The sequence below is a fragment of the Kushneria pakistanensis genome (assembly GCF_014652795.1).
GTDB lineage: Bacteria > Pseudomonadota > Gammaproteobacteria > Pseudomonadales > Halomonadaceae > Kushneria > Kushneria pakistanensis.
Map to the genome: position 1 here is coordinate 553,713 of NZ_BMZM01000001.1, position 19,020 is coordinate 572,732.

Here is a 19,020-nt window from a genome sequence, read left to right on the forward strand (position 1 = left end):
CTGAAATATCAATGCCCCGAAGGCGGCAGTGACTCTGCCGCCGTGGTACCGGTTGAGGGTCAGAGGTTCTTCCACTGACGGGCCTTGTGCTCGTCGTAACGCTTGCGGGCTTCTTCTACTTCGGAGCGGGCCGACACCTCGGGTACAGCGACGTCCCACCAGGAACCCCCTTCTTCGGTATCTACCAGTCCGTCCGTATCGATCGTGATGACATAGCTGATGGTGGATGCTCTGGCGCGCTCCAGTGCCGCTTCAAGCTCTCCGATATTGCCGACCTTTTCGGAGCGGGCGCCGAGAGATGCGGCGTGAGCGGCAAAGTCGGTTTTTGGTGCGCCGCCTTCAACGGTCAGGCAGTCATCCAGCATATTGTTGAAGCCCGGGCCGCCGCAGCCCTGCTGAAGGCGGTGGATGCAGCCATAGCCTCGGTTATCCAGCACCACGGCGATGATCTTGTGGCCCAGCATAACGGAGGTGGCAATCTCGGAATTGAGCATCAGGTAGGAGCCGTCGCCGACCATGACAAACACTTCCGAGTCGGGGCTGGCCATTTTGGTACCCAGCCCGCCGGCCAGTTCATAACCCATGCAGGAATAGCCATACTCCACGTGGTATCCCTTCGCATAGCGGGTGCGCCACAGCTTTTGCAGCTCGCCGGGGAGACCGCCAGCGGCGCAGACCACGATGTCCTGTTCACCGGCAGCGCGATTGACCGCGCCCACTACCTCCGCATCGGTAGGCAAATCGGTGCCGCGGTCGGTGGTGGCGACATCAACGCTGCGGTGCCATTGCCGACGCAGTTCATCGGCCCGGTCTATCCAGCCACTGTCAGGGCGCCAGCCCTGCAGATCCCGATCCAGCTCCGGCAGGGTAAGCAGGGCGTCCCCGACCAGCGGCTGACCGCGATGCTTGATGGCGTCGAAGGAGGCCACGTTGAGACAGAGAATCCGGGCGTCGGGGTTGATCATGGCGCGCGAGCCGGAGGCGAAATCACCCAGACGGGTGCCAACGGCAATGATCAGATCGGTCTCGGCGGCCAGTGTGTTGGTCGAGGCCGCACCGGTTACACCGATGGTGCCCATGTTCTGTTCGTGGTCCCAGGGAAGGGCGCCCTTGCCGGCCTGGGTTTCACCGACCGGCAGCTGGTAATTCGAGACCAGGGTGTCGAGCGCTTCACGTGCCTGGGCGTAGTGCACACCACCGCCAGCAATCACCAGCGGTTTACTGGCCTTTTTGATGAGCTCAATGGCACGGGCGAGCTCATTGCGATCAGCGGCCTGACGACGTGGATAGTGAATCTGCTCGTCAAAAAAGTGTTCAGGGTAGTCAAAGGCCATGGTCTGTACGTCCTGCGGCATGGCCAGGGTAACCGGGCCGCACTCGACCGGGTCGGTCAACACGCGCATCGCCTGGGGCAGGGAGGTCAGCAGCTGCTCGGGACGCGTGATGCGGTCGAAGAAACGACTGACCGGACGAAAGCAGTCATTGCTGGTCAGGGTGTGATCATGGAAGTTTTCGATCTGTTGTAATACCGGGTCCGGCATGCGGGTGGCAAAGGTATCGCCGGGCAGAAACAGCACCGGCAGCCGATTGACGTGCGCAAGTGCCGCAGCGGTGACCATATTGGTTGATCCCGGTCCGGCTGAGGCAGTGCAGGCCATCATCCGGCGGCGATCCAGCGTTTTGGTATAGGCAATGGCCGCATGGCTCATGGCCTGCTCGTTATGGGCGCGCCAGGTTGGCAGCTGGTCACGGACCTGATAGAGCGCTTCCCCAAGACCGGCCACATTACCGTGGCCAAAGATGGCCCAGCAGCCGGTAAACATGGGTGTCAATTCACCGTCGATGTCTACCTTCTGAGCAGTCAGATAGCGGATGACGGCCTGTGCCATGGTCAGACGAACGGTTTTCATTGGGCCATTTCCTCTGCAGTGGGCTGGCTTTCCCGCAGGCGTTGCCACTCCTGGATCAGTTCGGCGTAGTTACCGGCCACGCGGGAGACAAGCGTTTGATCGTCGATGTCGCCGGCCAGCCAATCGCGACTGGGGGCGGCAAACAAGGTGCGCCCGACCGTAAAGCCCTTGCACTGGTCATGACGGGCCGCAGCGGCAAACCCTTTTTTCATGTCGGCCATCGGGGCGTCCAGACCGAGCAACACCACACCGCGACAGTGTTTGTCCTGCGCATCGATGACCTCGCTGACGGCCTGCCAGGCGGTATCGTTCATTGAAGGCAGCTTCCACCAGTCGGGACGAATGCCCAGGTTATAGAGACGTTGCAGCGAGCGGGCGAGAACCCGGTCGTCATCGCCTTCGCGAGTCGGTGGGATGATTTCGATGAGCAGTTCAAGCTCCATTCGACAGGCAGCCTGATAGAGCTGCAGCAGGTGCGCTTCCTGATCCAGCCGCAGGGCCATTTCATCATCGGGGTGATAAAACACCAGGCACTTGATGATGTGCTCGCGCGGCCACTGACGCAGCCGGGAACCCAGATCATCCCCATGCTGGAAGCGCAGCGGACGCGAGCCGGGGAGTTCAACCGGGCGGCCGATCCACCACTGGCGACCGGTAGCATCATTGAGCGCGTCCTGTCCGAAGACGTCATCCACCAAAATCGCAGGGTGCTCGAGTCCCGCCTGTTGGGCGCCCTGTTCGGCGGCCTTGACCAGTAGCTGCTTGAGTTGTGGCAGGCGGGACTGGTCGGCGCCAACCTCACGGGCCATGTCCGTCAACTGACGACGATGATCAAACGCCAGTCCACAGACCTGCGGCCAGGCCTTTGGCGTTCGGGTGGTGACCCGATGCAGGTGATTGAGTTGCTTGTCTCGATCTGGGCGCCTGACCGTTTCGCGGCGACCCAGATAGTCGAAAAGTTCTTCTTCGGTGGGCATGGCTGGCGCACACCCGTGACGAGACACGACGAGCGCACCGCAGGCGTTGGCATAAGTGGCACTGGTGCGCCAGTCCTCTCCTCTAAGCCAGCCGCGCAATAGCCCGCTCATGAAGGCGTCGCCGGCGCCCAGTACGTTGAGTACATCCACCTTGACGCCTTCAACCAGAATGCCGTCTTCGATGCGCTCGGGAATCTCGTTTTCAAATACGACGCAGCCCAGGGCACCCAGCTTGCAGACCAGCGTGGCATCCGTGTTTTTACGCACCGCGCGCAGAGCAGCGAGAGTATCGGTATGCCCACCGGCAATATGAAATTCTTCTTCGGTGCCCACGATCAGATCAAAATCGCCCAGCCATTGCTGCAGGTGGCGAGTGACTTCTTCGTCGGCCACGAAACGGGTTTCACCATCCCCCGGGTCTGTAAGACCCCAGAGCACCGGGCGATAGTCGATATCCAGAGCCCGTTTGACACCCTTGCTGGCGGCAGCGTCCAGTGCCTTGCGGCAGGCGCGTTGCGTTGTCTCGGTCGAGAGGTGCGTGCCGGTAATCACCAGCGCGCCGGCACGGGCAATAAAATCCGGATCAATGGCATCGGCATCGATAGCCATGTCGGCGCAGTCACGGCGATAAAAGAGCAGGGGAAAGCTGTCACGATTCTTGATCGCCAGAATGGCCAGGCCTGTATGGCGCTCCGGGTCCGTCTGAAGGCCGCTGACATCGACCCCAACGCTGGCAAGCTCTTCACGTACGAAGTTGCCAAACTGCTCATTGCCTACGCGTGACAGCATGGCCGAGCTAAGGCCCAGACGTGCTGTACCGTAAGCCATGTTGCCCGAACTGCCACCCAGATAGCGGGCAAAGCTTGCAACATCTTCAAGACGGCTACCGATCTGCTCGGCATATAGATCTACCGCGACTCTTCCCAGGCAGATCAGATCCAGCGATTTTGTGTCATTCATGATGTTTTCCTGCTTGTGACCGAATGCCGTGCAGCCCATCGAGAAAGCGTCCGGCACCTACGGAGATTGGATGACATCGGTTCATTTGTTCCGATCATAAAACGTTCGGAATATTTTTTCCTATTAAACGATAGTTGGAAAATTCATTCCTTAATTCCATTTTTCTGGAATACAGGATTCTGTGATTCAGTATCTGCAAGGCACTTCGCCATGAAAAAGCCCCGCGTCCTGTGTTGATCAAGACAGCGAGGCTTTCCATGAAACCTTGGAAACGGCTCTTACCGATAAAAGTCGGGGCGATCGGGCATGCTCACCGGCTCGACCTGCCCGCTCTCCTGGGCCTTGACGCAGGCATCACCGGCCACGGCGGCGGCAAAACCATCCCAGGAAGAGGGGCCCTTGAGTGCACCGGCCTGGGCATCATGAATAAAGCCTTGCAGCTCAGTGTTAAAAGCGTCGTCAAAACGTTTTTTCCAGTCCTGAAGAATCTCGTTGCTGCGCTTGCCGGCCTGACGCAGGGTCAGGCTCTGAGGCTCGGGCAGGTGTGCAATGCCTTCCTCGCCGACAACCGTGCACTGGATGTCATAGCCGTACTGGCAGTTGACGAAAACTTCCACATCAATACGAGTGCCACGGGTGGTTTCCAGCAGGACCAACTGTGGATCACGCACTTCACTATGGGCATGACGGGTCTTTTGCGAGAAGGCGACCTGGGCACTGGCGTATTCATCGTCGAGCAGCCAGCGGAAGGTATCGAGCTCATGAATCAGCGTGTCATGAATCGCCATTGGTGTGACATAACGCTCGGGGACTGTAGGGTTGCGATGCGCAGCATGGATCATCAAAGCCTGTCCGAGGTTGCCGGCATCCATCGTGTCCTTGAGCAGGTTGTAGCCGTGATCGTAGCGGCGCATGAAGCCGACCTGGACCAGGCGCCGTCCGGCAGCCATTTCGGCGTCCATAATGCGCTGGCAGCCCTCGGCAGTCGTTGCCAGCGGCTTTTCGCAAAACACGTACCTGCCGGCCTTGATGGCTGCCAGCACGTACTCTTCGTGCGTCTGGCCCCAGGACGTTACCAGGACGGCATCGACATTGTCGGCCTCGATCAATGCCTGACCGGTCTCGTACACCGTGGCATCAAGGCCCAAACGATCGATCATGGCGTGAGCCTGGTCGAGATTGACATCGCTGACGGCCACGATCTCTGCGTCAGTCAGCGTTTTGGTGATGCGGCGGGAATGCTCTTCGCCGATCATGCCTGTTCCAATAACACCAATACGGATCGTCATGGGAGAGCTCCTCGATTATTTAAAGTACTTGTCAACGTATCGCTGCATTTCTTCACGCATGAAGCGCGACGACGCTTCGGCGCGATCTTCCCAGGCAAACACACAGCTCGACAGCACACCGTCAAAGCCGATATCAGCCAGGGTTTTAAAGAAGACGTCCCAGTCCAGCTCACCTTCGCCGATGTCCAGGTGCTGGTGAACGCGAACGTTGGCGCCGGGCGGGTTGACGATGTAGCGCAGATTGGAGGATTTGGTGTGGTCATAGGTGTCGGCGACACGCGCATGCACCAGAACATCCTTTGTGCTGCGCATGGAGGTTTCCAGGTCATTGCCGTAGAAATAGGTATGCGGCGCAATATAGGAAGCCCGCACGGCCTTGGAATCTATGGTCTTGATGATGTCGACCGCCGGCTCGATGGTTTCTATCCAGTCTTCCGGGTGGGGTTCCAGACTCAGGGTGACGCCTTCGCGTTCCAGAATCGGCACCAGTACATCCATGCTGCGCCAGAAGGCATTTTCACAGGCTTCAGGCGTATGAATGCCCTGACGATCAACGTTTGAACGTTCGGGAGAACCGCCACGACCGAATTCGGAAACCAGCGTGTCGCACTCCATTTCGACGGCGATCTCGATGATGCGCTTCCAGTTGTCCATGGCCATTTCCCATTCGTCCTTGTAGGGACTGGACCAGCGGTACATGGGCTGCATGGTGGCAAGCGAGACGCCATGATCCTTCATGGCCTTTTTAAACGAGCGTACGCGCTCCGGGTAAACCCGCGGGCGTGTCCACCAGTTCAAAAAATCGGGGCGCGGCGAGAGTTCAATGTACTCAAACCCTGACTCGGCGGTGACGCGACAGGTCTCTTCAAGCGAGAGGTGTCGATGCATGTGCGGATCCAGCGCGATTTTCATGGCAATGCTCTCCTGAAAAGTAACAAGATGCGGCAAAGGTGCGGTTTTTATTGATTGAGCGCCTGGCGAACGTATTCGATGCTCTCTCGTGTAGCGCCCAGTGGATCTTCAAGATCCCATACCGGCCTAGAAAAGGGTTCGACCGAAAAATAACCGGTATAGCCGCGCTCCAGCAGATCGTGAATCTGTTCGACATTACCCAGTCGATCCTCAGGGCCAATCAGGATGCGATGGTCATCCAGCATGTCCTTAAAGGAGATGGCCTTGTCTTCAACGCCTGAAATATGGACAAGTCCTGTCATGTCAGGGAAGTAGTTCTGTTCATCGGCGCCGCGGTGATGAAAGGTGTCATGGACGACGCTGAAACGATGCTCGAGACCGAGCTCCCGAATGGCTTCGATGGCGGCCTGTTTGGTGCGCAGGCTGGAGATGGGAAAACCCAGCGGTTCGACAAGGCCGCGAATGTCATGATGTTCAAAAATGGGATCAAGACCCTTGAGCGCCTTGACGACATGGGCATGACTGTCCTGAGTGTTGAGACCGTGATCGGCATCCACCAGAGGGCACAGAACCAGCGCTTCAGCACCGCAGGCCCGGGCCAGTTGCGCCAGCTTTTCTGCCTGTTCGGCACGTTCTTCATTCCAGATGTTGAACGGGTAAAGTGCATTGATGCTTAGAATGCGGATGCCGCGTTCACGCGCCAGCTCACCGGCTGCCTGGGCCTGCTCCAGGGTCAAAATGCTGTTCTCCTGTACATCGTTACGCAGCTCGACGGCATCCAGACCGAGGTCGACAGCACCATCCATCAGTTCGTGTACGCTGAGAGATGGGCAGATCATGTGATTGAGTGCAAAGCGTGGCGTCTGACCGGACATATCGAATTTCCTTGGCTGTTGAAGGCGATTCCACCCGGACGTCAGACCGGGTGCGACCCTTGGGAATGCGTCGAGATTAGAATTTATATTCCATATGTTCAACGGCTGGAAAATGCGATCTATCGGCTTGCAGAGGAAAGTGCTTGTTTTGTCAATTTTCTTTAAATACAAATACTTATTATATAAAAGAGGGGTTTTTGCACTTTGCGTCAGGCGTAGAATGTCTGTTTCATGAGACCAAAGATGTAGGCCCTGTCCTTAAATCAGACACATTTTTCTTGTCTGCCCGGGTATACGCCGGGGCAAGTCAAGGGGGATGTTTTCCCATCGACCAAAGTTGGCACATTCCATTTGTTTTAATCATGGAATTTACATTTCATCGGTTTTAGACTGCGCGCCATACAGGTTCATCCAATGCAGGCGTCAGGAAACAATAGAGAGAACATCATGAGCCAGTTACCGCAGAGCTTCGCCGAGCTGGAAGAGCGCATTACAGCCCAGTACGGCAGCCTCAGCCGGCGCCTGCAGCAGACCGCCCGCTTTTTGCTTGATCACCCCCAGGAAGTGGCTTTTGCCACTGTTGCACGGCTGGCGGAACAGGCAGGTGTGACGCCCTCGACCCTGATTCGCTTTGCCAACAGCTTTGGTTTCAAGGGATTTTCGGAAATGCAGCAGCTTTTTCGCTCACGACTGGTCGATGAGTTGCCCAACTATGCCGAACGCATTCGAGCCATTCGTACCGCGACGGGCGAAACGCCGGACAGTACGCAGTTGCTGTGGGAATTTTCCGAGGCCAATCGGGAGGTGCTTGAAGCATTACCCGGACGTATTGATCCGGTCCAGCTCGAGCGTGCCCTGGACATTCTCGAGCAGGCCGAGATCGTACATGTACTGGGCGCCAGGCGAAGCTTCGTGGTCGCCAGCTACTTCACCTATGCGCTGCATCACATCGGTAAGCGGGCCTTTTTGATGGATGGGCTGGGGGGGATGCACTCAGAGCAGATGAAAGCGGTGGGCCCCAGGGATGCCATGTTGATTATCAGTTTTTCGCCCTATGCCCGGGAGACCCATGACGCTGTGGCTGAAGCCTGTGAGCGCGGCATTCCTCATATCGTGATCACCGATTCGAGCCTGAGTCCGCTGGCGCCCACGGCTGACGTTTCACTGATCGTGCATGAAGCAGAGGTCAAAAGTTTCCGCGGACTGACGGCATCTCTGTGTCTGAGTCAGACACTGGCCATTTCACTGGGGGTTCGTCAGGACCGAAAGAATGACGGTAGCCATCAGGAACAGGAGGGTTAAACACCGGGTAAATAGTTTGTCTTCATTGTTATTCACGGCTTCATTCATGGAGGATTCAATATGAGTTCGCTTCTGGTTCGACCTCAAAACCCCGATGCCCAGGGGAAGATTCTCGAGGTCACTCCCGAGTCTGCTGGCTGGGAACATGTCGGCTTTCGCGTTCACAAACTGCCCAAAGGCGAGAAGGTTTCCTGGCAGACCGGCGACAGGGAGGAGTGTCTTGTACTGCTGACCGGTTGTGCGACCATTGCCTGCGGGAATGAAGCGTGGGAAAACATCGGCGATCGCATGGATGTTTTCGAGAAAAAGCGTCCCTATGCTGTCTACTTTCCCAATGACACTTCCTATAGCGTTGAGGCAGTCACTGATCTGGAAGTTGCTGTCTGCAGCGCACCGGGTAAAGGAAGTTACAAGGCACGACTGATTGCGCCGGAACAGATCAACAGTGCTACTCGAGGCGAAGGCAGTAATGTGCGTCATGTGCACGATATTCTGCCGGAAACCGAGGAGGCCGATGGTCTGCTGGTGGTCGAGGTCTATACGCCGGCAGGGAATTGGTCGAGCTATCCGCCGCACAAGCATGACCAGGATAACCTTCCGCACGAATCGCAGCTCGAAGAGACCTATTATCACCTCCTTAACCCCTCGCAGGGCTTTGCGCTGCACCGGGTTTACACTGACGACCGTTCTCTGGATGAGACCATGGCCGTGGAACACGGCAACTGTGTTCTGGTACCCAGGGGGTATCACCCGGTAGGCGCGCCACATGGCTATGAGCTGTACTATCTGAATGTGATGGCCGGGCCCAAAAGGGTGTGGAAGTTTCACAACGATCCGGATCACGAGTGGATGCTCAAACAATAAGGGCGATAAGGCCTGGTCGATGATTGAAAAACCCCGCTATGGCGGGGTTTTTTGTTGCCCGGAAAGGCCCCGAACAGCAGGCAAAAATGAATCGAGGTTTTGTACCGTTATCATGTTTTGTCTTCTACGCCACCGTGATTCGTAATGCCGGCGATCGTTGGATAATGGTTGGTACAGCAGCCAAAAAAAGGCGCCCGCAGGGCGCCCAAAAGATGTCGGCAATGATTATCGGTGAGGCGTGTTGTCCGACGTAACTGCTGTTTTTTGCCACTGACGCTTGTATGAGGCGACGTCGCTTCGAACGCGTCGGCGGCCCTTCATCCACTGCGTGGCGGCAATAAAGTACACGACAGTGGGGGCGATGATGAGCCACCGGAAGGTTGAGAGGAAGCCGAGTGGTTTATGACTCATGTAGCTTGCTACAGCGATCGCCAAAATAACGACAAGGCAGGCCAGTGCCAGGTAGTACCAGGGGTTGCGGCGTTGTACCGGCACAGTGGCCGGCGGCTTATCGCCGGCAATTTCTTCAGGGGTCACCGGACCATAGGCGGCTAGATGAAGATCTCCCTTCGACTCGCGCCGCGCCCCCATCAAGACACAGATCAGCGGATAGCCGACAAGGCTGGTCAGCCAGACGGGGATGAATAGGGTGAACAGATGAATGGCATCGAGAGACATCAGAATTACACCCACGGCCACGCTCATCCCCCAGGTGACAAACGCAGGAACGTTATCGATGTTTTTCTGATGCTCACGCCAGAAGGGTCGGATGCCCTGACGCGGCAGAATGAAATGTTCCGCTGCAATGATGCCGCCGATAGGCGCAATCAGCATGATGAAATATGACAGCACATTCAGCCACTGATTGAACACAAAAGGCGAACACGCAATGACCGTGGTCAGTGAGCCGACAGCCAGCGTCACCTGCGTACGCGAATAGCGTGGGAAAATGGATTGGAAAGCGAGTCCCGCGCGGTAAAGACACGGAATGGACGTTGTCCAGCCGGCAATCACCACCGCCAGGAGCCCCATGATGCCCAGAATCCTGAAGGCGACGCCGCCCGGGTCCATATCGATCAGCTGCGACTGAGCCAGCATGGCTGCAGTGGCGCCCATCAGCCCGGAGCATAGCCAGGCCACGAAGTGACCGATGTACATGCCGGCGGCCGAAAAGTAGCCATAGGAGGTCTTGCGGGCAAAGCGCAGAGTGCTCATGTCGCTCATGCCCAGATGTTGTGGCATGTTTGCCCCCCAGGCCCAGGCCGCAATGATCCATACTGAAATACCGGGATCGCCGGCCGGAGTTGTGCCGGTCCAGACGAACTGATCGACCACGTTGGACAGACCGATCACACCCTGCTGCTCGCCCAGCTGCAGCAGTATCCCGATCGAAACAATACCGCTGGCCACAAACATGACCGCCATCCAAGGAGCGCAGACCGTTGAGAAATTGGCGATCAGTTTGAAGCCCTTAAGAGTCAGCCAGACCGTGATGGCACCTACAAAAAGGGCCAGGATCACAAAGCTGACGCTTTCTGGATACCAGCCGGTCTGGGTAGGAATGCCGGTCACGACTCGAAACGCTGAGGCGGAGACGGTGATCATGGCGCCAGAAATCACGGCAAAAATGAGCCCGTTAAGCAAATTGTACATCCAGGCAAAGCGCTTGCCGGCCAGCCGCTCGATGTACCAATAAAGAGTCATGCGCGAGCGGGTGGCAATGGGCGTGCATACCCACGCCCAGGAAAGGACCGCCATGAGATTGCCCAGCAGCAGTCCCAGTAGCAGGTCGCCGGTGCTGACGCCGAGTGCGACCAGTGACGCCCCGATCACAAATTCGGTACCGGCGACGTGTTCCCCGGCGAAAGAGCCCAGAAAATATTTGCCGCTCAGCTGTCGGCTGGGCGGGATGCGCGTACGCTCCAGCTCATCCGTATTACGGGTCTGGCCGGCGTGTCGAGATGAAGTCTTGCTGGTCATTCGGTACTCCCGCGGCGTTTGGCTCAGGGCCGGTCCGCTTTTAGAGGTTCGGATCAGAGGACTTTCTGCTGATGAAATACGCGTTCGAATGTAAAGCGCTCTGGAACGGCTTTCAAACCGTTTGTTCTATAACTTTGGTTTCATGGAACAAAGATTCCAACAAGAGGATACTTCTTTTCGGTCGTCGGCTTTTGCCATCGGGTGTTGCCAAAACATTCCTGAATAACAAAGTCGTGTTTCTTCTACGCTCAACGGCATTTTTATGGGCGAGTGCCTGGCGATGAGGGCTTTTGTCTCTCTGATAGTCATTGAGTACCCAATAACTGTCACCGGAATCAGGGGGAGGAAATCATGGGAAAAATACGCGTTGGTATTCTGGGGGCGGGGGGAATTGCCGCGGTTCATGCGTCAATCCTGCAGCGTGATGAACGTGTTGAAATCGTGGCTGTCGCGGACATGGTTGAAGCCGCTGCCAAAAAACTGGCCACGACTATTGGTGAGCATGTGGTTTGTGGTGACAGCGTGGTGTCGCTGATCGACGCAGGGGTGGATACTGTCTATGTCACCACACCAAACAGGACGCATCTGCAGCCGGTATTGACCTGCCTGAAAAACAGCATCAACGTTTTTTGTGAAAAGCCGATGGCAACAAGTGTTGCGGAAGGGGAGCAAATTCTAAAAGCTGCCTGTGATTCAAAGGCAGTCTATAACCTCGGTATGAGTAGACGTTTTGCCCACGCCCATCAATACATCAAGAAGTTGATCGATAGCGGTCGTCTCGAGCCCTTTTCGGCTCATGTTCGCCTTAACCGGGGTGAACTGCTTAATCCTGCCTGGACAGCAGATCCCGATCAAACGGGTGGCTTTCTATATGAAACGACTATTCATCAGCTGGATTTGCTCGAGTACCTTTTTGGTCCGATCAAAACACTGAGATGTGAAGCCTGCCAAGCGATTTCTGACAGCGAGCTTGATAACTTTGCCATTCTCTTTACGTTCGAAAGCGGCATGGTTTGTACCATGATGTCGAGCGCACATTCGGGATGGAGTTTTCCATTCGAGCGTGTCGAAATTTTCGGACGCTATGCCACACTCGAGACGCAGGAAATCGAGTCTGTACGCTTCTCACCGGGTTTGAACCAGAAGATTGAAAGCGAGGAGTATCGGTTGCTTCCACACGACGAAAAGGGTGGCTATGTGCGAGAAAACCAGCTTTTTATTGATGCACTGGTCAACGATAGCGAACCACCTGTTCCGGTTGAGCAGGCGCAGCGCTTGAATCTTCTTATTGCCTGTGTATATGAAAGTGCGCGTGAGCAGAAGGAAATCGATTTTTCGACGCGGACACGTGAGATGATTGGCTAACAATATTGGATCACCGCGTTGCTTTTTTTTAACGAATTCCAAGTAAAACTGGTTGCGGTTTGGGTGCTGACTGATCATAACCAGTGCTCATTATGTAAATCATGGAATTTACCAGGTTACTGAACCGAAAGGTGTAGTAAAGCGTATAACAGGCGTGGCCCGATTTTGCCTTTCGCTGCACTCATGATCTCTTGGTCGCAGGTTCGAGTCCTGCTGGGCCCACCAATCCTTTCAATATCTCAGCCGATTTCTTTTCTGCCTTTACGTTTTCATCCTGCGATGCAGCCACATTGTATTGCTGCTTTCACTTGATACTCTGCTGACAAGGACACGTCACGTGGATCCAGCGGAACTCCTTGGCATTCAGCGATGCGTTGCCGTCCGGCAACGAGAGCGTCAGCGCTAGCCTGCGGACTTAGCGTTCGTCGTCTCTTTCAAATATGGTCATGGCAGACACAGCACAGCTTGTTGCCATCGGGGTCACGCAGGTAGGCGCCATAAAAATAGTCGTGATACTGCGCGCGTAATGCGGGCGCGCCTTCATCTGTCGCGCCCAGCGTCATGCCGATGGCATGGAACTGATCAACGCTCTCATGGCTATGTGCTCTGAAGGCCACCAGCGTACCGTTACCATGCGTCGCAGCGTTTTGATCAAGAGGACTGCAGACGAGAAAAAGGGTCCGCTCCTGTGGGGCGGCATAACATAACCATTTGTGATCGTTGTCGTCATCGTCATGTCGATAAAGACCAATGCAGCCTAGCAATGGATCATAAAACTCTCTGGCGCGCGCCAGATCGTTACTTCCTACCATGACATGACTCAGCATGATTTTTTGGCTCCGGCATCTGCTGTTCTGGCAGGTGTCTGTTTAATTGCAATGAATGGCATGCAGCCGTCGTGGCGGGCCATTGTGATTGAATGAGCAGACAATAACAGTGCCATTAAGGCCAGATCATCATGTCAGGTGTAGACATGATTAAAAAAAGTATTATGTAAGCAGGGCGGGGCATCAGGGAGGAGGGAAGTCGCGGTTACCGCCCGAAGGCAGTAACCGCGGTCAGCTTCCATGCTTATGGAAGCGTTCCATGCTTCGGGCGATCCATGCACGGCGTGAATCCTTCCACCTGCTCAGCCTATGCGCATTGACAGGGCCGTGCTATAGCCCTCGCATGAAAAACAGCAGAATTCAGAACCGGCCATAAAATGATTCAGGTTATTGTTTAAGTTTATTAGCCGTGCTTCTCAAGGTGTTGCCCAATGAACGGTCTCAGGTGAAAAGTGACATGAGATCGCGCAGCAGTTGCAGGGTATTGCTGATGGCTTCTGCCATAAGGGTTATCTCCTTGGTGAAGGGGCGATACCAGGGGAGCATTCAGTCAACGTTTATAACCGCAGCAAGCGGGCGCTGACAATGATCAAAAACCGTATGCCATGGTGTCTGGCATACAGTATGCCGGTCGTCGACTCAACGGGTTGACTGATAGTCAAAGTCATCGCTTGCCCGCTGATAGCGACTTACGCCAAGCGCACCTGCCTCGGCGCGCTCACCCTTTTGCTGTATGGCCTGGCAGCTGATCTCGGTATGGCCGGTAAACGGCATCAGGCCTGTCCTGACCGCCGTACCCAGCAGGGCATAGCACACCCCATTGTTAAAGGGTGCCAGCTCTGCATCACTGTAGCGATGATCTCCCGAATATGTCAGCTTGACCGTAATATCGTCAGTGGTCAGCGAGCGAATATCATAGCTGACCAGCCGTTCATCCTTGAGCATATTATCGAGCGTTTCAGTAAAAGGCTCGGAAGGCAGCGCTTCAGCCCATGCCGTGGAAATACCGGCAAGAATGCAGGGGCCGGTCAGCAGGAGAATAGATAAAAATGTCCGATTCATGGCACGCTCGCTGTATGGATGTACTAGTATTCTGGCTGCCTGGGAACTAGATCGCTGTGCTGTATAAAAGATGGCACATGTTAAGTTGGCGCCTGGCTGCATTATTGCCTAGGCTGCAAAGTGCCTGTTTTCGAAAAGGAGATTCGAAATGACGTTCAAGGGTATCGCTACTACCGCCGTACTTGCATCTGTTATCGGACTTGCCGGTTGTTCCGGTAACGATGTGCAAAATCAGTCACCCTATGCACAGGCTGATGGTCGTTATCAGGGCACACTGCCCTGTGCTGATTGTGCCGGTATCAAGACCAATCTTGAAATCCGCAATCAGGACAATACTGGTGCAAGCTTCACACTGGACAGCACGCGTCTGGGTCAGTCAGAGAAGCCGCTAACCACTCAGGGGCAGGTGCTGATCAAGGAAAACGTTGGGCCCAACAGCTATCCGCTGGTCTACGAATTAAAAAATGGTCAGGGCAACACCATTTATAACCTGCTGCCGGTAGGTAATGGTGACATGCGTCTGCTGGACCGTAATTATTCACGGATTGATTCCAGTGATAACCTGACGCTCAAGCGCATCAAGTGATGCTCGCCTGAGTCTGGATAACCCGGTCCTTGTGGCCGGGTTTATTGTAGGTATCAATGATCTGGTACAGGAGATCGACATGGGTGATCTGTCCGAAGAACTGAGAATGCCAACTGCGTGTCCTGAATGTGGCAGCCATAGTGTGCGCCTGTCGGAAACGCGCAACCCTGATGACAAGGTGTTCTGTTCCTCGTGCAATACGTTGCGCGGTCAGTATGCCGATCTGCAAAAAGAGCTGGAAACCGAGCCCAAAAGCAAGGCCGAGCAGCTTCTGGAAAAGGTGGTCAATACGAAGGGAAGAGACAATTCCTCTGACCCGTCGTAGCGCAAAAGGCGCTTTTGCTGTTCATACCGTATTAAAAAGGCCCGCTTCCATGGAAGCGGGCCTTTGCGTTGCTTGATCAAGCGGCGGGTATCAGCTTTTGATGCCGCCCCAGTTGCGGCGATGGCAGTCACACTTGCTGTCCTGGCAGGGCTGATTGTCCGGATGGGATGCAGCGCAGGCTTCACAGCAATAGGATTTACCATTGACCTCGGGGGCTGTATCGGGAACGACGCATTCACAGTAAGTGCAGTCACAGATGCGTTGGGTCATGAAGGACTCTCCTTTTCAGGGGTAGTGGCATATCCTGTCTCAAGCATAGGTCATCATGCGCAAAAGGCGCCTTAAGCGCGCTATCCCATGAAGGCATTGGCAACAAAAAGCCCCGCAAGCGCTGTCGCCCAGCCCAACGTGGTCGGTACCGACACCACCAGAAGCTGGTGTTTGGCGTTTTTGACCCCCAGCATCCGATTGACCACCCAGAAATAGCTGTCATTGAAGTAGCTGAAAAAGAGCGCTCCCAGGCATGCCGCCTGGGCGGCCAGCACCATGTTGACCTCCGGCATGGCAGCGAGGATGGGTGCTGATATGGAGGCTCCGGTGATCATCGACACTGTGCCGCTGCCCTGAGCAAAGCGCACCAGCGTGGCGATGATAAACGGAATCAGAAAGGCGGGCAGGGCCAGCGAGGCGATCTGCGTGCCGATATAGTCTCCTGCACCGCTGGCACGCAAGACTGCCCCCAGCGCGCCCCCGGCACCGGTCACCAGCAAAATGATGCCGGCGCTTTCCACGCCCTTTTCCAGATGCCGAAGGACATCCTCACGCGGCATCTTTGGCACCAGCCCGTAGACGGCGACCAGCACACCAATGCCCACGGCAATCACCGGATTACCGAAAAAGGTGATCAGCTGTCCGATCATGGAGCTTTCGATGCTCACACTGTCATCAAGGCTTGCCAGGGCACTGAACAGCGTGTTGAAGAAGATCAGGCCAATCGGCAGCGCGATGGGCAGTATGGAGCGCGTCAGCGAGGGCAGTTCATGTTCGCCGAGCTGCGGTGTTTCTGTATTGTCTGCGGCAAGGCTCAGGGTCTGGCCGGTATCGCGCTCGATCATCGCTTCGATACGCGGTCCCATGACGCGGGCATAGAGTACCATCACGATCAGCGCTGGTGCCGTAAAGACCACGCCCCAGGCGATCATCAGGCCGATATCGATACCGAAAATGCCGGCCACGCCCAGTGGGCCCGGCGTGGGCGGCACGGCACTGTGGGTCACGATCAGGCCGGAGCCCAGCGCGATCCCTAGCGTCAGAACCGAGCGTCCGCTGTTGCGCGCCAGCGCCCGGACCAGCGGATTGAGAATGACGTAGGCGGAATCGCAAAAGATCGGGATCGAGACGATATAGCCGGTCAGCGCCATTGCCCAGTCTTCGCGCTCCTTGCCCAGCAGGCGCAGGATAGTGCGGGCCAGACGCTGTCCGGCACCTGACACCTCCAGAATGCGCCCCATCATCACGCCAAATCCGATGACCAGACCAATGGTGGCCAGCGTTGCTCCAAACCCGGTGGTAATGGCGCTAATAACCTCGTTGGCGGGCATGCCGCCGATCAGACCGGCGAGCGAAGCGGCAGCGACCAGCGCCAGCAGCGCATGAACGCGGGTTTTCAATACCAGAAAGATCATCACAAAGATGGCAATACCCAGTCCGATAATGACCTGGGGACCCGCAGCGGTGGCATCCGTCATGACAATTCACTCCCGTAAAAGGCGGGTAATCGCCCGGCGCACCGGGCGATGTGAGACATCAATGGGTCTGATCGGCGAGATAGCGCTGATGCGCACGCACGATGTCATCAAAGTTTTCGTCCACCTCAAAGCCCAGCGACAGGGCATGGCGGTTATCAAACAGCGGCGCCCAGCTGTACACGATCGCCTCGATCTGCGGATCACGCTCGTAGCGGACAAGCGCCCCGGCATCCTTTCCGGCTACCCGCTCAAGACCCTCGATCATCTCTTTCACCTGAATCGACATGCCCGGCAGGTTGACGGTGCGACAGGTGTCCATGCGATCGCCATCCAGTGACAGCGCATGGGCGAGATTGTTGATGATGGTCTCGGGCGAACAGATCCAGATGGCAAATTCCGGATCGATCGGGCAGATCGCCTCTTCACCGCTGAGCGGCTCGCGAATGATGGAGCTGGCAAAGGAAGAGGCCGCCCGATTGGGGCGTCCGGGGCGCACCACAATGGTGGGTAGACGACACACCCGGCCATCGACAAAGCCGCGGCGGCTGTAGTCATTGACCAGCAGCTCGCCCATCGCCTTTTGCGTGCCGTAGGAAGACAGCGGCTGCGGCGCGGTCTGTTCGGTGAGCGGTTCGGGCATGCCGGGCCCGAAAACGGCCAGCGAGCTGCTGAACAGAAAGCGGATATGACCGCCGCGCTGGCGACACGCCTCCAGCAGCGCACGAGTGGCATCGAAATTGATCGCCATGCCCTCATCGAATTCCGCCTCGGCATGCGAGCTGACAATCGCTGCCAGATGGCACACGGCCATCGTATCGTCACGAAAGGCGCGCTCGATGACATCAGGATCACTGATATCACCAACGACTGATTCGATGCGCGAGTCCTCTACCGGGCAGGGGGCCAGGTCAAGGCTGGTGATATGGCTGATGGGCTGGCCATCGAGCGTGCCCTGCTCAAGCAGTCTGGCGGCCAGCCGTGATCCCAGAAATCCCGCCGCACCCGTGATGATGATGTGCATGGTTCGCTTCCTTTCGCTGGTTGTCTGACATTTATTTCAGGATCCATGTGACCCTGATGGGTTGTTAAAGGCCGTGACAAGGGCGCTTCTGGCGCTCACTCGATATCATTCAAAGGACGTATTGAGTATTGGTTTCTTTTTTGTAATGTTGTCTGACAACTATTGAGCGGAGCAATATGATCATTGGTCGAACAACCGGCGTCGTGTTGAAGGTTTTTGCAAGTGGTAGAGGCGGGCGAGAAGAGGGGCGTCATGACTGAATCGCTATCGGAGCGTTCGCCCGGGTTTGCCGAACAGATCGCGGGCAACCTGACGCGTGCCATTCATACCGGAGAGCTGCGTGCCGGTGCGCGCCTGCCCACCGAGGCAGCGCTGTGCGAGCGCTACGGTGTCAGCCGCTCGGTGGTGCGCGAGGCAATCTCGATGCTGCGCAGTGCAGGGCTGGTCGTTTCAAGACGTGGCAGCGGCAGTTTTGTCGCCGATGAGCCGCAGGTCTCGCTGGTGCAGGCACTGCCCGGCGGCTCGCTTGCCTCCGTTTTGCACCTGCTGGAACTGCGTCGTGCGCTGGAGGGTGAAGCAGCCTGTCTCGCCGCGACACGCTGTTCCCGCTCGCAGCTGCGCCGGCTGCGCAACGCCGTGGTCGAGATCGATGAGGCGGTGGAGGCCGGCGAGTCCGGGGTGGATCAGGACCTGGCCTTTCATCGCGCCATCGCCGAGGCCTCGCACAACGAGTACTTCATCACGGTGCTGGATTTCTACAACCGCTTCCTGCATCAGGCGATCAGCCTGACCCGGCGCAATGAAGCGCGGCGGGAAACCTTCGTGGCCGAGGTCATCAGCGAGCACGAGGCGATCATCGAGGCCATCGCCTCCGGTGATGGGGAGCGCGCCCGGCAGGCGGCCTGGTGGCACGTGGATCAGGCGCGCCGCAGGCTCAATGATATCCCGGCGTCGTTGATCAGAATTTTCGAACACGCCCGCAACGACACCCATACGTGACAACACGAGGCAATACCG

The 19,020-nt window shown here is 56.5% G+C and carries 17 protein-coding genes; 6 read left to right on the forward strand and 11 right to left on the reverse strand.

The features are described from left to right. Nucleotides 1-59 precede the first annotated feature (59 nt). The 5 genes from iolD to IE123_RS02460 form a co-directional block, all read right to left on the reverse strand. Nucleotides 60-1,910, reverse strand: a complete 1,851-nt coding sequence (gene iolD, locus IE123_RS02440; RefSeq protein ID WP_189514734.1) for a 3D-(3,5/4)-trihydroxycyclohexane-1,2-dione acylhydrolase (decyclizing) — start codon at nt 1,908-1,910, stop codon at nt 60-62. Beyond that, nucleotides 1,907-3,847, reverse strand: coding sequence for a bifunctional 5-dehydro-2-deoxygluconokinase/5-dehydro-2-deoxyphosphogluconate aldolase (locus tag IE123_RS02445; RefSeq protein ID WP_189514736.1), 1,941 nt, complete (start codon nt 3,845-3,847; stop codon nt 1,907-1,909). The genes iolD and IE123_RS02445 overlap by 4 nt, the downstream gene beginning before the upstream one ends. Before the next feature lie 278 nt (nt 3,848-4,125). Beyond that, nucleotides 4,126-5,136 carry a Gfo/Idh/MocA family protein gene (locus IE123_RS02450; protein WP_189514738.1) on the reverse strand — a complete coding sequence of 337 codons (1,011 nt, stop codon included), beginning with the start codon at nt 5,134-5,136 and terminating at the stop codon, nt 4,126-4,128. A 15-nt stretch (nt 5,137-5,151) separates the two neighbouring features. Continuing rightward, nucleotides 5,152-6,048 (reverse strand): sugar phosphate isomerase/epimerase family protein, encoded by an 897-nt coding sequence (locus IE123_RS02455; RefSeq protein ID WP_189514740.1) that lies wholly within the window; start codon nt 6,046-6,048, stop codon nt 5,152-5,154. Between the two features lie 47 nt (nt 6,049-6,095). Then, a complete protein-coding gene (locus IE123_RS02460) occupies nt 6,096-6,923 on the reverse strand; it encodes a TIM barrel protein (RefSeq protein WP_189514742.1) in 828 nt (275 codons plus the stop codon). Between the two features lie 447 nt (nt 6,924-7,370). Here IE123_RS02460 and IE123_RS02465 point away from each other — a divergent pair, with 447 nt between their 5' ends. Both IE123_RS02465 and iolB read left to right on the forward strand, forming a co-directional pair. Further along, on the forward strand, nt 7,371-8,225 hold the full coding sequence (locus IE123_RS02465; protein ID WP_189514744.1) for a MurR/RpiR family transcriptional regulator: 855 nt from the start codon (nt 7,371-7,373) through the stop codon (nt 8,223-8,225). A 60-nt stretch (nt 8,226-8,285) separates the two neighbouring features. After that, nucleotides 8,286-9,089: a 5-deoxy-glucuronate isomerase gene (gene iolB, locus IE123_RS02470; protein ID WP_189514746.1), complete on the forward strand. Its 804-nt coding sequence runs from the start codon at nt 8,286-8,288 to the stop codon at nt 9,087-9,089. 225 nt (nt 9,090-9,314) lie between these two features. Here iolB and IE123_RS02475 read toward each other — a convergent pair whose 3' ends face one another. After that, on the reverse strand, nt 9,315-11,069 hold the full coding sequence (locus tag IE123_RS02475) for a purine-cytosine permease family protein (protein ID WP_189514748.1): 1,755 nt from the start codon (nt 11,067-11,069) through the stop codon (nt 9,315-9,317). 351 nt (nt 11,070-11,420) lie between these two features. On the opposite strand from IE123_RS02475, the gene IE123_RS02480 reads away from it, so the two are divergent. After that, complete coding sequence (locus tag IE123_RS02480) at nt 11,421-12,434, forward strand: Gfo/Idh/MocA family protein (protein WP_189514750.1); 1,014 nt, start codon at nt 11,421-11,423, stop codon at nt 12,432-12,434. Between the two features lie 434 nt (nt 12,435-12,868). Here the strand turns inward: IE123_RS02480 and IE123_RS02485 are convergent, their stop codons facing one another. Further along, the gene (locus IE123_RS02485; RefSeq protein ID WP_189514752.1) at nt 12,869-13,261 is read right to left on the reverse strand and encodes a VOC family protein; all 393 of its coding nucleotides are present in this window, start codon (nt 13,259-13,261) and stop codon (nt 12,869-12,871) included. A 639-nt stretch (nt 13,262-13,900) separates the two neighbouring features. Beyond that, a complete protein-coding gene (locus tag IE123_RS02490; RefSeq protein ID WP_189514754.1) occupies nt 13,901-14,323 on the reverse strand; it encodes a hypothetical protein in 423 nt (140 codons plus the stop codon). 148 nt (nt 14,324-14,471) lie between these two features. Here IE123_RS02490 and IE123_RS02495 point away from each other — a divergent pair, with 148 nt between their 5' ends. Beyond that, complete coding sequence (locus IE123_RS02495; protein WP_189514755.1) at nt 14,472-14,909, forward strand: copper resistance protein NlpE N-terminal domain-containing protein; 438 nt, start codon at nt 14,472-14,474, stop codon at nt 14,907-14,909. A 79-nt stretch (nt 14,910-14,988) separates the two neighbouring features. After that, a complete protein-coding gene (locus IE123_RS02500) occupies nt 14,989-15,234 on the forward strand; it encodes a hypothetical protein (RefSeq protein WP_189514757.1) in 246 nt (81 codons plus the stop codon). A gap of 90 nt (nt 15,235-15,324) precedes the next feature. Here the strand turns inward: IE123_RS02500 and IE123_RS02505 are convergent, their stop codons facing one another. From IE123_RS02505 to denD, 3 genes are all read right to left on the reverse strand, one after another. Further along, nucleotides 15,325-15,504 (reverse strand): metallothionein, encoded by a 180-nt coding sequence (locus IE123_RS02505; RefSeq protein ID WP_189514759.1) that lies wholly within the window; start codon nt 15,502-15,504, stop codon nt 15,325-15,327. Nucleotides 15,505-15,584: 80 nt separating this feature from the next. After that, nucleotides 15,585-16,982 (reverse strand): GntP family permease, encoded by a 1,398-nt coding sequence (locus IE123_RS02510; protein ID WP_189514761.1) that lies wholly within the window; start codon nt 16,980-16,982, stop codon nt 15,585-15,587. A 58-nt stretch (nt 16,983-17,040) separates the two neighbouring features. After that, nucleotides 17,041-18,003, reverse strand: coding sequence for a D-erythronate dehydrogenase (denD, locus tag IE123_RS02515; protein ID WP_189514763.1), 963 nt, complete (start codon nt 18,001-18,003; stop codon nt 17,041-17,043). 252 nt (nt 18,004-18,255) lie between these two features. Between denD and IE123_RS02520 the strand changes: the two genes are divergently transcribed. Then, complete coding sequence (locus IE123_RS02520; RefSeq protein ID WP_189514765.1) at nt 18,256-19,002, forward strand: FadR/GntR family transcriptional regulator; 747 nt, start codon at nt 18,256-18,258, stop codon at nt 19,000-19,002. Nucleotides 19,003-19,020 lie beyond the last annotated feature (18 nt).